Annotated in this window: 16 protein-coding genes; 8 read left to right on the top strand and 8 right to left on the bottom strand. The window is 69.2% G+C overall.

Features of this window, described 5'->3' with window-relative positions; all coding sequences use genetic code 11:
• Positions 1–75 precede the first annotated feature (75 nt).
• The 5 genes from RBJ65_RS25530 to RBJ65_RS25510 all read left to right on the top strand — a co-directional run bounded on the left by RBJ65_RS25530 (position 76) and on the right by RBJ65_RS25510 (position 4,178).
• Complete coding sequence (locus RBJ65_RS25530; RefSeq protein ID WP_306318876.1) at positions 76–1,263, top strand: Ig-like domain-containing protein; 1,188 nt, start codon at positions 76–78, stop codon at positions 1,261–1,263.
• Positions 1,264–1,387: 124 nt separating this feature from the next.
• Entirely contained in the window at positions 1,388–2,155 is a 768-nt protein-coding gene (locus tag RBJ65_RS25525; RefSeq protein WP_306318875.1) for an enoyl-CoA hydratase/isomerase family protein, read from the top strand.
• A 261-nt stretch (positions 2,156–2,416) separates the two neighbouring features.
• The gene (locus tag RBJ65_RS25520) at positions 2,417–2,920 is read left to right on the top strand and encodes an ATP-binding protein (RefSeq protein WP_306318874.1); all 504 of its coding nucleotides are present in this window, start codon (positions 2,417–2,419) and stop codon (positions 2,918–2,920) included.
• A gap of 83 nt (positions 2,921–3,003) precedes the next feature.
• Entirely contained in the window at positions 3,004–3,918 is a 915-nt protein-coding gene (locus RBJ65_RS25515; RefSeq protein WP_306318873.1) for a MerR family transcriptional regulator, read from the top strand.
• 47 nt (positions 3,919–3,965) lie between these two features.
• Positions 3,966–4,178: an EF-hand domain-containing protein gene (locus RBJ65_RS25510; RefSeq protein ID WP_306318872.1), complete on the top strand. Its 213-nt coding sequence runs from the start codon at positions 3,966–3,968 to the stop codon at positions 4,176–4,178.
• 51 nt (positions 4,179–4,229) lie between these two features.
• Here the strand turns inward: RBJ65_RS25510 and leuA are convergent, their stop codons facing one another.
• Positions 4,230–5,927, bottom strand: coding sequence for a 2-isopropylmalate synthase (gene leuA / locus RBJ65_RS25505; protein ID WP_306318871.1), 1,698 nt, complete (start codon positions 5,925–5,927; stop codon positions 4,230–4,232).
• A gap of 212 nt (positions 5,928–6,139) precedes the next feature.
• Here leuA and RBJ65_RS25500 point away from each other — a divergent pair, with 212 nt between their 5' ends.
• Positions 6,140–6,844, top strand: a complete 705-nt coding sequence (locus tag RBJ65_RS25500) for a FadR/GntR family transcriptional regulator (protein ID WP_306318870.1) — start codon at positions 6,140–6,142, stop codon at positions 6,842–6,844.
• 15 nt (positions 6,845–6,859) lie between these two features.
• Here RBJ65_RS25500 and RBJ65_RS25495 read toward each other — a convergent pair whose 3' ends face one another.
• Complete coding sequence (locus RBJ65_RS25495) at positions 6,860–7,414, bottom strand: glycoside hydrolase family 25 protein (RefSeq protein WP_306318869.1); 555 nt, start codon at positions 7,412–7,414, stop codon at positions 6,860–6,862.
• A 145-nt stretch (positions 7,415–7,559) separates the two neighbouring features.
• Here RBJ65_RS25495 and RBJ65_RS25490 point away from each other — a divergent pair, with 145 nt between their 5' ends.
• A complete protein-coding gene (locus tag RBJ65_RS25490) occupies positions 7,560–7,904 on the top strand; it encodes a DoxX family protein (protein ID WP_306318868.1) in 345 nt (114 codons plus the stop codon).
• Positions 7,905–8,048: 144 nt separating this feature from the next.
• Entirely contained in the window at positions 8,049–9,038 is a 990-nt protein-coding gene (locus tag RBJ65_RS25485; RefSeq protein ID WP_306318867.1) for a L,D-transpeptidase, read from the top strand.
• Between the two features lie 405 nt (positions 9,039–9,443).
• Here the strand turns inward: RBJ65_RS25485 and RBJ65_RS25480 are convergent, their stop codons facing one another.
• From RBJ65_RS25480 to gcvH, 6 genes are all read right to left on the bottom strand, one after another.
• Positions 9,444–9,641, bottom strand: coding sequence for a tetratricopeptide repeat protein (locus tag RBJ65_RS25480; protein WP_306318923.1), 198 nt, complete (start codon positions 9,639–9,641; stop codon positions 9,444–9,446).
• Positions 9,642–9,756: 115 nt separating this feature from the next.
• Positions 9,757–10,656: a nucleotidyl transferase AbiEii/AbiGii toxin family protein gene (locus tag RBJ65_RS25475; RefSeq protein WP_306318866.1), complete on the bottom strand. Its 900-nt coding sequence runs from the start codon at positions 10,654–10,656 to the stop codon at positions 9,757–9,759.
• Positions 10,656–11,270, bottom strand: coding sequence for a hypothetical protein (locus tag RBJ65_RS25470; RefSeq protein ID WP_306318865.1), 615 nt, complete (start codon positions 11,268–11,270; stop codon positions 10,656–10,658). Before RBJ65_RS25470 ends, RBJ65_RS25475 begins: the two co-directional genes overlap by 1 nt.
• Before the next feature lie 165 nt (positions 11,271–11,435).
• On the bottom strand, positions 11,436–12,821 hold the full coding sequence (locus RBJ65_RS25465; protein WP_306318864.1) for an L-serine ammonia-lyase: 1,386 nt from the start codon (positions 12,819–12,821) through the stop codon (positions 11,436–11,438).
• A gap of 95 nt (positions 12,822–12,916) precedes the next feature.
• Positions 12,917–14,191 carry a serine hydroxymethyltransferase gene (glyA, locus tag RBJ65_RS25460; protein WP_306318863.1) on the bottom strand — a complete coding sequence of 425 codons (1,275 nt, stop codon included), beginning with the start codon at positions 14,189–14,191 and terminating at the stop codon, positions 12,917–12,919.
• A gap of 8 nt (positions 14,192–14,199) precedes the next feature.
• Positions 14,200–14,577, bottom strand: coding sequence for a glycine cleavage system protein GcvH (gene gcvH, locus RBJ65_RS25455; RefSeq protein ID WP_306318862.1), 378 nt, complete (start codon positions 14,575–14,577; stop codon positions 14,200–14,202).
• Positions 14,578–14,613: the final 36 nt, after the last annotated feature.

Below are 14,613 nucleotides of genomic sequence, written 5' to 3'. Positions count from 1 at the left end.
GGTTATCTTTCGCAGTGCGCGCACGTTGGCGCGGTAGTGCGGGCCTTGGGGCAAAGGCCGTGCGAGGGGAGAAAGATGAACGGGCGACGACCGATATCCGCGGTTCTGCTGGGGGCGGCACTCTTCCTTGTCACCGCGTGCGGTGGCGGTGGTGGCGGCGACGGCAAGGGCAAGTCCGGCGCGGCGGCCGAGAAGAACAAGGCATCGCAGGCCGTGGTGAAGGTGGAACCCAAGAACGGCGCCGACGGCATCGCGACCAGCGGGGCGCTCCAAGTCAGCGCGGACAAGGGCAAGTTGACCGAGGTGAAGGTCACCGACACCAAGGGCAACGAGGTGCGGGGCACGATCACCGACGGCGGCAGGAGCTGGAAGCCCGCGCTCCACCTCGCCGCGTCGACCAAGTACAAGGTGCACGCGGTCGCCAAGGACAAGGACGGCCGCGAGTCCGCGAAGGACTCCACGTTCACCACGCTCACCCCGAAGAACACCTTCATCGGCACGTTCACCCCGGAGGACGGCTCGAAGGTCGGCGTCGGCATGCCGTTCTCGGTCCGCTTCTCGCGCGGCATCACCCACCCCGAGGACGTCGAGAAGGCCATCTCGGTCAAGGCCGAGCCCTCCGTCCCCATCGAGCCGCACTGGTTCGGCAACGACCGCATCGACTTCCGCCCGGAGAAGTACTGGGCGAAGGACACCAAGGTCACTGTCAAGATGAACCTCGACGGCGTCGAGGGCCGCCCCGGCGTCTACGGCAAGCAGGTCAGGACCGTGAAGTTCACGGTCGGCCGCAGCCAGATCTCCACGGTCGACGCCAAGAAGCACATGATGACGGTCGAGCGCGACGGCAAGACCATCAAGAAGATCCCGATCACCACGGGCAAGCCGGGCTACGAGACGTGGAACGGCAAGATGGTCATCAGCGAGCGCCTGCGGGTGACCCGCATGAACGGTGACACCGTCGGCTACGGCGGCGAGTACGACATCAAGGACGTCCCGCACGCCCAGCGCCTCACCGACTCCGGCACCTTCATCCACGGCAACTACTGGGGCGCCGGCACGTTCGGCAACGTCAACTCCAGCCACGGCTGCGTGGGGCTCCGCGATGTGCGTGGCGGCTACGACAAGAAGATCCCGGCGGCGTGGTTCTTCGACAACTCGATGACGGGTGACGTCGTCGTGGTCAAGAACACCCACGACAAGACGGTCGACCCGGCCAACGGTCTGAACGGCTGGAACATGTCTTGGGCCGACTGGAAGAAGTGACCCAGTAACCAAGCCCCGGCGGCGATTGAGCAGCGGGGTCCGGGGCGGAGCCCCGCGGCCTCGGCCACGGAGCCGCCTGCTCAATCGCCGCAGGGGCTTAATGATGATGGGTACGCTGCGCCGCATGACCGTTCACCTTGAAGTAGCCGACGGCGTGGGAACCATCCGCCTGGACCGCCCCCCGATGAACGCCCTGGACGTCGCCCTCCAGGACCGCATCAAGGAACTCGCCGAAGAGGCCACGGCCCGCGACGACATCAGGGCCGTCGTGGTCCGCGGCAGCGAAAAGGTGTTCGCGGCCGGCGCGGACATCAAGGAGATGCGGGACATGGACCACGCCGCGATGGTGACCCGGTCCCGCGGCCTCCAGGACTCCTTCACCGCGGTCGCCCGCATCCCCAAGCCGGTCGTCGCCGCGGTCACCGGCTACGCCCTCGGCGGCGGCTGCGAACTCGCCCTGTGCGCGGACTTCCGGATCGCCGCCGACAACGCCAAGCTCGGCCAGCCGGAGATCCTCCTCGGCCTGATCCCGGGCGCCGGTGGCACCCAGCGCCTGTCCCGCCTGGTCGGCCCGTCCAAGGCCAAGGACCTGATCTTCACGGGCCGCCAGGTGAAGGCCGACGAGGCGCTCGCCCTCGGCCTCGTCGACCGGGTGGTCCCGGCGGCCGAGGTCTTCGACGCCGCGAACGCCTGGGCCGGACAGCTCGCCAAGGGCCCGGCGATCGCCCTGCGCGCGGCGAAGGAGTCGATCGACGCGGGCCTGGAGACGGACCTCGACACGGGCCTGGCCATCGAACGCAACTGGTTCGCGGGCCTGTTCGCCACGGCGGACCGGGAGACCGGGATGCGCAGCTTCGTGGAGGAGGGGCCGGGCAAGGCGAAGTTCGCCTGAAGTGCCGCGCGAGCAACGGGAGTTGATCAGGTCCCTCGTTCGAGGAGCATTATCCCAACCTTAAGCGAGCCTTAAGGAATCGGGGCCGTGAACGATCAATTCCCGCTCACCCGCGCGGAGTTGCCCCAGGTCGGGCGAGGTGTGAACGCCTCTGTACTGCCAACGGCATATGCCCAGACGGCCCTCCGGAACGAAGCGTTCCGGGGGGCTTATTCCGTCGGAACGGCCCCACGGGGCGCTCCATGGCCCCATCATGGACGCATGGCGGGGCTTGAGGGTGTGGAACAACCGCGGCGGCACGCAGGTGCGACCGCGGCGCGCTGGTCTCCCGCGGTCGAGGACGAACACGCCCTGAGGGCACTGGAGTTGTTCGGGAATCCGGCCGAGGCGGAGGTGTCCCTGCCGTCACGCCCCGAATCGGCCGCGACCGCGCGCAGACTCGCCCAAGTCGTCGTGCTGCGGCACTGGGGCCTCTCCCCGAAGATGACCGAGGACGCCGTCCTCCTCGTCTCCGAACTGGTCGGCAACGCGGTCAGGCACACCGGCGCCCGCCACTTCGGCCTGCGCACGCTGCGCCGCCGCGGCTGGATCCGCATCGAGGTCCGCGACCCGTCCCGCGGCCTGCCCTGCCTGATGCCGGTGCACGAGTTCGACATCTCGGGGCGCGGCCTCTTCCTCGTCGACAAGCTCTCCGACCGCTGGGGCGTGGACCTGCTGCCGCGCGGCAAGACCACGTGGTTCGAGATGCGGGTCGCCGACCGCTGAGCGGGTTCCGCGTCCCGTAGGCCACGGCCTCGTACGCTGGGGAGCTTGAGTCTCCACCCACTGGAAGGCCCAGACTCCTCGACATGATCGACGACGGCCCGCGGCTGCTCACGATCGGACAGCTGGCCCGCCGCACCGGCCTCACGGTGCGCACCATCCGGTTCTGGTCCGACGAGGGCGTCCTGCACCCCGTGACCCGCAGCGAAGGCGGCTACCGGCTCTACGACGCCGAGTCCGTGGCCCGCCTGGAACTGATCCGCACCCTGCGCGAGCTGGGCCTCGGCCTGGACGACGTACGGAAGATCCTCTCCGGGGAGCGGGACATCGCGTCCGTGGCCGCCGCGCACGTGGCGGCGCTCGACGCGCAGATCCAGGTGCTGCGGCTCAACCGGGCGGTGCTGTCGACGGTCGCGAAGCGGAATTCGAGCGCCGAGGAGATGGCTCTGATGAACAAGATGGCACGGCAGTCCACCGCGGAGCGCAAGCGGATCATGGACGAGTTCGCCGAGGAGATGCTGCGCGGCCTGGACACCGTCGACCCGGCGGTCCAGGAGCGGATGCGCGGCATGAGCGCCGGGCTGCCGGACGACCCGACGCCCGAGCAGGTCGACGCCTGGGTGGAGCTCGCCGAACTGCTCCAGGACCCGGAGCTGCGGGCCGGGATGCGGCGCGCCACCGAGTACAACGCAGCCGACCGTACCGCCGAGGACGCGGCCGGCGCCTCCATGCGGTTCCTGGCCGAGCTGGTCTCGCGCGCGGGTGACGCGCTGCGCGACGGGATCGACCCCGAGTCCCCGGAAGCGGAACCCGTCCTCCAGGAACTGCTCGGCGACGCCGACCGCTCAGCCGTCCTCGACCGGCTGCTCGCCACCATGAACGACAAGGTGGCCCGCTACCGGGAACTGCTCGTCGTCCTCAAGGGCGGCGGCCCCCAGCACCCGCACCGCGAGGAGTTCGCGTGGGTACTCGCCGCACTGCGCGCGAGGGCGGCCCGCTAATCTGGCCACCGTCAACACGGCAGTGAGAAATCGAGGGGTGTGACCCGGTGGCGGACATAGAAGAAGCACGCAAGGCGTTCGAGCGGTTCGACGCGGACGGCGACGGCTTCATCACGGCGGCCGAGTACAAGAGCGCCATGGCGCAGATGGGCGACTTCAACGTCACGGACTCCGTGGCCGAGGTGCTCATCGCCGGGCAGGACGCCAACGGGGACAAGGCTCTGTCGTTCGACGAGTTCTGGGCGAACCTGAACAAGTGAGCCCAAGGCTTCGGTGGGGCGTACGCGACTCGCGTACGCCCCACAGGCGTCTCACGCCCCGGCGGCCCGGTTCACCGCCGACAGTACCGCCCGTACGGAAGCGGCCAGCACCGACGTGTCCCGGCCCGCGCCCCACACCTCCGCCCCGCCGACCCGGCAGTGCGCGAACGCGACGGTCTCCGCGTCCCGGCCCGACGTCAGCGCGTGCTGGCTGTAGTCCAGGACGTCGACGTCCAGGCCGGCCGCCGCGAGCGCGTCCGCGAAGGCCGCCAGCGGACCGTTGCCCTTGCCCTCCAACTCCCGTATGCCGCCGTCGACTTCGAGCGCGCACGTGAAGCGGTGCACGGCCCCGTCCTGCCGCGCCGACCAGCCGTCGGCGAGCGCGACGGGCCCGGTGACGTCCAGATAGGCCGTACGGAACAGCTCGTACAGCTCGTCCGGCTCCGCCTCACGCCCGCTGTCGTCGGTGGCCTCCTGCACGATCCGCGCGTACTCAGGACGCATCGCGCGCGGCACGTCGACACCGTGGTGTTCCTTCAGCAGATACGCCATCCCGCCCTTGCCCGACTGCGAGTTGACGCGGATCACGGCCTCGTACGTACGCCCCACATCGGCCGGGTCGATCGGCAGGTACGGCACGTCCCACGGCTCGTCCGGGTGCGCGGCGCGGTGCGCGAAGCCCTTGGCGATGGCGTCCTGGTGGGTGCCGGAGAAGGCGGTGTAGACGAGCTCGCCGCCGTATGGATGCCGTGGATGCACCGGCAGCCGGTTGCAGAACTCGACGGTCTCGCGCACCGCGTCGATGTCCGAGAAGTCGATCATCGGGTCGACGCCCTGCGCGTACAGGTTCAGGGCGAGGGTCACCAGGTCGACATTGCCCGTCCGCTCGCCGTTGCCGAACAGACAGCCCTCCACGCGCTGCGCGCCCGCGAGCACGGCCAGTTCGGCGCAGGCGACGCCGGTGCCGCGGTCGTTGTGCGGGTGCACGGAGAGGATGACGGAGGCGCGGCGGTCCAGGTGGCGGTGCATGTACTCGATCTGGTCGGCGTACACGTTCGGCGTCGCGATCTCCACGGTCGTCGGGAGGTTGTGGGTGACCGGGCGGTCCGGGCTCGCGTCCCACAGCTCGGTGAGCCCGTTGCACACGTCGAGCGCGAAGTCCGGCTCGGTGAGGTTGAAGGTCTCCGGGGCGAACTGGAAGCGGATGTGGGCGTCCGGGCGGGCGTCGGCGAGGCGGGCCATGTGGGCGGCGGCCTCGCGGACGGTGCGCCTGATCTCCTCGCGCGTCATGCCGAGGACGACGTCGCGCCAGGTGGGGGAGGTGGGGATGTACAGGTGCACGACGGCGCGCGGCAGCCCCTCGATCGAGGCGAAGGTCCGCTCGATCAGCTCCGGCTTGGCCGGGGTGAACACGACGGGCGTGACGTCGTCGGGCAGTTCGGCGGTGGTGGCGATGTGACGTACGAAGTCGAAATCGGTTCGGCTCGCCGAGGGATAGCCGACCTCGATCTCCTTGAACCCCATCCCCACGAGGAGGTCGAAGAAGCGGCGCTTGCGCCCCGTGTCCATCGGCTCGGCGAGTGCCTGATTCCCGTCCCGCAGATCGACGGGCACCCACAGGGGCGCTTCGGTGATCTGCCGGGACGGCCAACTCCGGTCGGTGAGTGGGACGTTGGCGACCCGCTCGTGATGCTGCCGGTAGCGGTGGTACGGCATCGGTCCCGGAGTCTGCGGATTCCAGCGGTACATGGTGGCTGAGGCCTTCCTCGGTGCGGTCGTGGCGTGAAGCCGACCGGCAGCACGGCACCCCGCGGCGGGGTGCCGGTCGCGTCAGGCCCCGCCGCGGCAGCCGAGAAGAAGGAGTCCGCGGAACATGCCGGTACAGTAACCAGACCTCAGGTCCTCAGACAAGTACCCCTCAGACAAGTTCCGTTTCGCACGGAAAACGATTGGATTGACCCGTGTCGACCGACCCTGGGCCCCTCCGCCCCAGCCCCCTCGTCGAACAGGCCGCGGAGCGCCTGCGCGCACAGATCGCGGACGGCGTCTGGCCCCTCGGTACCCGGCTCCCCGGCGAGACGACCCTCGCCAAGGAACTCGGCGTCGGCCGCTCCACGGTCCGCGAGGCACTGCGCGCGCTCGCGGGCTCGGGCATGGTGCGCCCGAAGCAGGGCGCGGGAGTCTTCGTGACGGCACTCCGCCCGACCGAGGACTGGCCAACCCGCCTGCGCCGCGCGGCAGTTGCCGATGTCTACGAAGTCCGTACGCTCCTGGAGATCCAGGCCGCCCGCCTCGCCGCCGAACGCCGCACGGACGAGGACGTCACGGCGATGCGGGCCGCGCTCGACGCGCGCAGGGCGGCGGCGGGCGGCCCCGGCGACGCGTTCGTCGACGCCGACATCGCCCTCCACGCCGCGGTGGTCGCCGCCGCCCACAACCCCGTCCTCACCGACCTCTTCGCCGAATTCAGCCCCGCCCTGCGCCAGGCCCTGATCGACCTCCTCGCCCTCGTCGACGTACGAGGCGCCGAACAGGACCACGGCGACGCGGCACACGCGGCGCTGGTCGAGGCGGTCGAGGCGGGGGACGCGGAGGGGGCGGGGCGGGCGGCGCGGGACGAACTGAGCGCGATCCAGGGCAAGTTGCGGGAGGCGGACGACCGCTAGCGCTTGTCGCTCGGATCAGGCGTCGCCCGCCCACTCCTTCATGGCGCTCTTGCTCCCGAAGTCGGCGATGTTCTTGTCGAGCGGCCGGTCGGTGTACTGGTGGATGGTCCAGTCCGCCTGGATCTTCGGCTTGCCGGCCGTCACGTAGTCGGCGATCCAGAGGCCGTCGCCGGCGTACGAGGTCGTGTCCACATTGAGCCAATAGTTGCGGTTCGCGTACAGCAGCACCCGGTGATTCGGGCGTAGCCGCTTCACCTCGCGGATGAACCTGTCCTTCTCCGCGTTGCTCGCGTGCGTGCCCTCGCCGGTCGTCTCCCAGTCCGCGGCCAGGAAGTCCCCGGCCTTTTCAGGGGCCTTGCTCACGAAGTACTCGGCCTGCGCCGTGATGTTCCCCGGCCACAGGAAGTGGTAGAAGCCGACGACACAGCCGGCCTCGCGGGCCCGCTTCGTCTGTGCGGCCAGGCGCGGATTGACGTACGAACGGCCCTCCGTCGCCTTGATGATGACGAACGAGACGCCGTCCGTGTCGAACGTGGTCTGGTGAGAGCTGACGTCGATGCCACGGATCATGCGGGCCTCCCGGTCGGTGGGGCGACGAGGTCGAACTTTCATCGTCCCTGATCCGGACGGTTATGGGAGCACCCTTGCCTGCCCCGATGTCACTTTCCCGCGGGGCGATCCGTCGGTTCGGTAAAGCCTTCCGGAGGAGCACGTCATGTTCAGCGCGTATGTGGTCGTCACCGTTCTCGCCGCCGTCGTCTACGGAGCGGTGGCCTTCGCCAACCTCTCCGGCCACTCCTATCCGAAGGCCCAGGCCGACAAGCTGGGGGTGCCGTACGCGTGGATTCCGTGGCTCGGGACGGCGATCGGGGCCGGGGCGCTGGGGCTCGTCGCCGGGTTCGTGGTCCCGGCCCTCGGGATCGCCGCGGCGTCGGGCCTGGTGCTGTACTTCGTGTGCGCGCTCGGCGCGCATCTGCGCGTCGGGGACCGCGATTACAGCGCGTGGTCCGTCTGCTTCGTACTCGCCGTAGCCGCCCTGGTCCTGAGGGTCACTGTCTAGCGCCCGACGTTTCGGCCGCCCCAAGTCTTGGAACGCGCTTTACCGCACAGCCGCAACTGGTGGAGCCGCCGTGCCTGTCTGACAGGGAGTTGAGCCCCGTTCGGGGCGGGCAGGGCAGGGCGGACTCGGAGAGTGGGGCAGGACGTGGGACGGCGCAGGAGCAAGGGCAGGGGCATAGGAATCGCGCTCGTGACGGTCGCGGCGCTGGTGGGCGCGAGCGCCTGTAGCGGTGGCGGCGGCGAGGGCAAGGCCGACGCGAAGGTGTCGGGGAAGGCGAGCGCGAGCGCCAAGCCGTCGCCGACCAAGCCCAAGGGGCCGCCCATGCTCCTCGACACGATCACCCCGCAGACCGGCACCAAGGTCGGCGTGGCCATGCCCGTCTCGGTGGTGTTCACGAACCCCGTGGCGGCCAAGGCCCGCGCGTCCGTCGAGAAGCACATGAAGGTGAGCGCCTCGACGCCGGTGAAGGGCGCCTGGCACTGGTTCGGCGACCGGCGCGCCGACTGGCGCCCCAAGACGTACTGGCCCTCCGGTACGAAGGTCAAGATCGACGCCGACATGAAGGGCGTCAGCAACGGCAACGGCCGCTACGGCGTGCACGGTTACACGCACACCTTCACCGTCGGCGACGACGTGCGCGCCGCCGTCTCCGTCACCGGACACACCATGAAGGTGACCAGGAACGGGTCGGCGCTGCGCACCCTGTCGATCAACGCGGGCAGCCCCCAGTACCCGACGTGGAACGGCACGATGGCCGTCATCGACAAGCAGAAGAAGGTCCACATGACCTCCTGCAGCGTCGGCATCAGCTGCGACAAGGGCAGCCCCAACTACTACGACCTGACGCTCCCTTGGGACGTCCACCTCACCCAGTCCGGCACCTACGCCCACTACTCGACCGGCGACCCGAACCCGGGCAGCGGCAGCGCCCGCGGCTCGCACGGCTGCGTGCACCTGTCGATGTCCGACGCCAAGTGGTTCTACGGCCAGGTCAAGCAGGGCGACCCGGTGACCATCACCGGCTCCCCGCGCGCCAAGGCCCCGGCCGACAACGGCTACGCGGACTTCAACCTGGGCTGGGACCAGTGGCTCGCGGGGAGCGGTTCGGGCGAGGGGACGACCGCGACCCTGTAGTCGCGTAGGGGCCGGGCGGGCCAGTCGGGGCGGGCGAGTCGGGGCGGTCAGCACTCGATGATGTTCACCGCGAGCCCGCCCCGCGCCGTCTCCTTGTACTTCGTCTACATGTGGACGACTGTTGATCATGGGGATGACCTGGGATTTTGTCATGCCCGGGCTTGCCTTGAATCACGTCAGGGGCTTTTTGGGACTTCTTGCCGGGAGCTGATGACAACGTATCCCGTGCTGGGCGAGGCGCTCGCGGGGTTGGGTCGTTGATGCTCGGGCGGCATGGGACGGCTCGGGCGAGCCCCGTACTCGTCATGCGGTGCTCACGCACGAGCGCCCTCTCGGGCGGCAGTCGGATCACAGAGTCAAGGTGCAGTGCGAGGGCAACAGGGAGGTCGGCCGAAGCACGAGCTGCTACGGGAGGCGGACATGAAGGAGCGCGCTGTGAGTTGGTCCTAGGGATCGCTCGTACTGCGTGAGGGTCGCTTCATGCAGGGAGACCGCACGATCCAGATCGCCGGCGGCACGGTAGGAGTTGGCGAGGTTGGAGTTGACGGTCAGCGTCCCTGGGTGGGAGTCGCCGAAAACTCGCGCGCGAAGATCAGCAGCCACCCCGGATGCCACTGCAACCACAGCATTGCCCAGGTTTTCGTTCTCGTGGTGGATGCCTGACGAAGTCGACGGACCAAGATCCGACCGAAGGCCTGGTCGGTCGGCCAGGTCTGGGTCATGACCACGTGAGGGTCGCCGCACTCCAAGTGAGGGTGACGGCGTCGCCGTTGAGAAGTGTGTCTGCGAAGGCGGTGACCTGCCGGACGACGTCCGTGAAGCGTTCGGGGTAGCTCGTTGCGGCGGTGCCTTGCCGGCGGCGCCAGGCGGTGTAGGAGGTCTGGCGGCGCTCGCCGAGGTCGGTGATGGTGGTGCTGAGGGGTTTCAGGGTGATGTCGCGGTGTGTGGCGGTGGCGGTCAGCGCTGTGGTGAGTTCTTGGCCGTCCAAGTCGTTGAGAGTGAGCAGGCGGTAGAGGTCGCCGTAGTCGCGGTCGCGGGTGTTGAGGTCGCCGAGTGAGATGGCGGTGGAGAGTTTTTCGGCGATGACGGTGGCGAGCGGGTAGCTGAGGATCTGGAAGCTGTCCGTCGTGAGTTGCTGCGGGTAGTCGATGATCCGGGGGCCGGGGGTGACGGGGTCGCCGAAGCTGATATCCAGTTGGAGCTTGAGTCGTGCTCGGGCGATGGAGGCGGCCATCGACAGGCGCAGACCGTGGTACTCGTCCTCCTCACGAATGGGGACGGTCTTGAGCGTCGTGGGATCGAATGCGACGCCGTCGTCGATCTCGGCGGCGGCGATGGCCGCGACCCTGCGGATGATCTCGGTTTCGGTGCCTGGGAACGAGCGGCCGAGGATGTCGATGTCGCGGGTCATTCGACGTGCGCCGAACTGGGCGAGCAGCAGGCCACCTTTGAGGACGAAGTGCTCCCGGCCCAGGGGTGATGAGGCCAGACGGTAGAGGAACCGTTCGAGGACGTACTCGACCATGACCTCGTCCGTGGACCGGCTGTTGCGGCGTGCCAGGTTGCGCAGGTCGTTGTAGACGCGGCCGGCGATGGTGTCGCGGGTGGGGTTGGCCATCAGGCGAGCACCGCCTCTACGGCGGGGCGGACGATGGAGAGAGCGTCCAACTCGCGTGCGATGTACTGGAGTTCACCGACCCCGCCGCGTCCGCTCCGGCGCAGGTAGCGGCCGAGCGCGGACAGGGCGAGGGTCTCGCCGAGGCGGCCGCGGTGGCGCATCGCGTCGACGACGCTGCGGGCCGCGTTGTACATGGGGATGGTCTCTCCCGGGGCTGCTTCGAACCGTTCGATACCGAGGTCGAAGGTCTTCGCGGCGTACTGCGCCACCACGGTCGGCGGGTAGGAAATCGTCGGGCGGCGTGTACCGCGCGGCACGGCGATGTGTACTGCTGAGGGGATGTCGTCGATCAGCTCATGCAGGGCCAGGGCGGATTCACCGCACACGACGGCGCGAGGAGCCCGTGCGCACACGGCCAGCAGATCCGCGTGCGCAGTCTCCGGGGCGTCTGCACGCCGGTACACCCCACGGGACAGTTCGTCTATCTCCGCTTCCGTGACCAAGTGCGCCAGATCGCGAGGGGAGAGCAGGGCCTGACGTGCCTGCGCCGTCGTGAATGTGGGGGATAGGCCGGCCAGCCGCTGTTCCAGGCGCGAGTTTTCCACAGCATCCATGTATCAAATGGTACCCCTCGTATGGTTCCGAGGGATCGATTTGATACATCCCGTGGCGGGTGAGCGGCGCATCCGGTGTTGATCGCGTACCGCAAACCTGCAGGTCAAGAGCCCCTTCCTCAGGGAGCGCCGAAAGATGCGAGCGCGCTGGTCAGGGCCCTCCGCCTAGCACTCGATGATGTTCACCGCGAGCCCGCCCCGCGCCGTCTCCTTGTACTTCACCGACATGTCCGCGCCCGTGTCCCGCATCGTCTTGATGACCTTGTCCAGGGACACCTTGTGCGAGCCGTCGCCGCGCAGCGCCATCTTGGCCGCCGTGACGGCCTTGACCGCCGCCATGCCGTTGCGCTCGATGCAGGGGATCTGGACGAGGCCGCCGACGGGGTCGCAGGTGAGGCCGAGGTTGTGCTCCATGCCGATCTCGGCCGCGTTCTCGACCTGCTCGGGGCTGCCGCCGAGGGCCTCCGCGAGCGCGCCCGCCGCCATCGAGCAGGCCGAGCCGACCTCGCCCTGGCAGCCGACCTCGGCGCCGGAGATCGAGGCGTTCTCCTTGAAGAGCATGCCGATCGCGCCCGCGGTGAGCAGGAGGCGGATCACTCCGTCCTCGTCGGCTCCCGGCACGAAGTTCACGTAGTAGTGCAGGACGGCGGGGATGATGCCGGCCGCGCCGTTCGTGGGGGCCGTGACGACGCGGCCGCCCGCCGCGTTCTCCTCGTTCACGGCCATCGCGTAGAGGGTGATCCACTCCATGGCGTGCGCCACGGGGTCGCCCTCGGCGCGCAGCTTGCGGGCCGAACCGGCCGCGCGACGGCGGACCTTGAGGCCGCCGGGCAGGATGCCCTCGCGGGACATGCCGCGCGAGACGCAGGACTGCATGACGTGCCAGATGTCGAGCAGCCCGGAACGGATCTCGTCCTCCGTGCGCCACGCCTTCTCGTTCTCCAGCATCAGCGCCGGGATGGAAAGGCCGGTCTCCTGCGTGAGGCGGAGCAGCTCGTCGCCGGTGCGGAAGGGGTACTTGAGGGCGGTGTCGTCGGGGACGATCGGGTTCTCGCCCGCCACGCCCTCTTGAGAAAGCACGGTCTCGTCGACCACGAAGCCGCCGCCCACCGAGTAGTACGTCTTGGTGAGCAGTTCCTTGCCGTCGGCGTCGTAGGCCCAGATCGTCATGCCGTTGGCGTGGTACGGGAGGGCCTTGCGGCGGTGCAGGATCAGATCGTCGTCGTACGAGAAGGGGATCTCGTGCGCGCCGAGGAGGTTCAGGCGGCCGGATTCCTTGATCGCTTCCACGCGCTCGTCGGCCGTCTCGACGTCGACGGTGCGCGGGGACTCGCCCTCCAGGCCGAGCAGTACCGCCTTCGGCGTGCCGTGTCCGTGGCCGGTCGCGCCCAGGGAGCCGTACAGCTCGGCGTGTATGGAAGCGGTGTGGGCCAGCAGGCCCTCGTTCTTGAGGCGCCGCGCGAACATGCGGGCCGCGCGCATCGGGCCGACCGTGTGCGAGCTGGACGGGCCGATGCCGATCGAGAACAGGTCGAAGACCGAGATGGCCACGGGACTCCTCCGGAGGGAAGGACGGTACGTACATGGTGCGGGGCACCGTGCACACTCCAGTGTGCGCGGTGCCCCAGGGGCAGGCCCGCTGTGTGTTACTTCCCGAGGTTCGGGTACAGCGGGTGCTTGTCGGCCAGGGCGGTCACCCGGGCCCCCAGCGCCTCGGCGTCGTACGACGGCTGAAGCGCGAGCGCGATCACGTCGGCGACCTCGCGGAAGTCCTCGGCGGTGAAGCCGCGGGTGGCGAGGGCCGGGGTGCCGATGCGGAGGCCGGAGGTGACCATCGGCGGGCGCGGGTCGTTCGGGACCGCGTTGCGGTTGACCGTGATGCCGACCTCGTGGAGCCGGTCCTCGGCCTGCTGGCCGTCGAGCTCGGAGTCGCGCAGGTCGACGAGGACCAGGTGCACGTCGGTGCCGCCGGACAGGACGTTCACGCCCGCCGCGCGGGACTCCGGGGTGGTCAGGCGCTCGGCGAGGATCTGGGCGCCCTCGATCGTGCGGGCCTGGCGCTCCTTGAAGTCGTCCGAAGCCGCGACCTTGAAGGAGACCGCCTTGGCCGCGATCACGTGCTCCAGGGGGCCGCCCTGGAAGCCCGGGAAGACCGCCGAGTTCAGCTTCTTCGCGAAGTCCTTGTTGCGGGCGAGGATGATGCCGCCGCGCGGGCCGCCGAGCGTCTTGTGCGTCGTGGACGTGACGACGTCGGCGTGCGGGACCGGGTTCGGGTGCAGGCCCGCGGCCACGAGGCCCGCGAAGTGCGCCATGTCGACCCAGAGGTACGCCTCGACCTCGTCGGCGATGCGACGGAACTCGGCGAAGTCCAGCTGGCGCGGGTAGGCGGACCAGCCCGCGATGATCACCTTCGGGCGGTGCTCCTTGGCGAGGCGCTCGACCTCGGCCATGTCGACCAGGCCCGCGTCGTCCACGTGGTACGGCACGACGTTGAACTGCTTGCCGGAGAAGTTCAGGCGCATGCCGTGCGTGAGGTGGCCGCCGTGCGCCAGGTCCAGGCCGAGGATCGTGTCGCCCGGCTTGGCGATGGCGAAGAGGGCGGCCTGGTTCGCGGAGGCGCCCGAGTGCGGCTGCACGTTCGCGTACTCGGCGCCGAACAGCGCCTTCACGCGGTCGATGGCGATCTGCTCGGTGACGTCGACGTGCTCGCAGCCGCCGTAGTAGCGGCGGCCGGGGTAGCCCTCCGCGTACTTGTTGGTGAGGACCGAGCCCTGGGCCTCCATGACGGCGGCCGGGGCGAAGTTCTCCGACGCGATCATTTCGAGGGTCGACTGCTGGCGCTTCAGCTCGGCGTCGACCGCGACGGCGACCTCGGGGTCGAGCTCGTGCAGGGACTCGTTCAGTACGTTCTTGTCGGTCATCAGAGGGGTCAGCTCCCGGAGAACTCGGTGTACTCGTCGGCGGAGAGCAGGTCCTTCGGCTCCTCGGCGAGGCGGACCTTGAACAGCCAACCGCCCTCGAACGGGGCCGAGTTGACGAGCGCCGGGTCGTCGACGACGTCCTGGTTGATCTCGGTGACCTCGCCGGTGACGGGGGAGTACAGGTCGGAGACCGACTTCGTGGACTCCAGCTCGCCGCAGGTCTCGCCCGCGGTGGCGGTGTCCCCGACCTCGGGAAGCTGGACGAACACGATGTCACCGAGCGCGTTGGCGGCGTGCTCCGTGATGCCCACGGTGGCGACGCCGTCCTCGACGGCCGAGAGCCACTCGTGCTCCTTGCTGTAACGCAGCTGCTGGGGGTTGCTCATGATGCGAATTCTCCTGTACGCGGGAAGGTGCTGGTG

The sequence above is a fragment of the Streptomyces sp. KL109B genome (assembly GCF_030766935.1).
In the GTDB taxonomy this organism is placed as follows: domain Bacteria; phylum Actinomycetota; class Actinomycetes; order Streptomycetales; family Streptomycetaceae; genus Streptomyces.
Note: the sequence above shows the minus strand (reverse complement) of the source record. Positions and strands in the feature narration are given on the sequence as shown.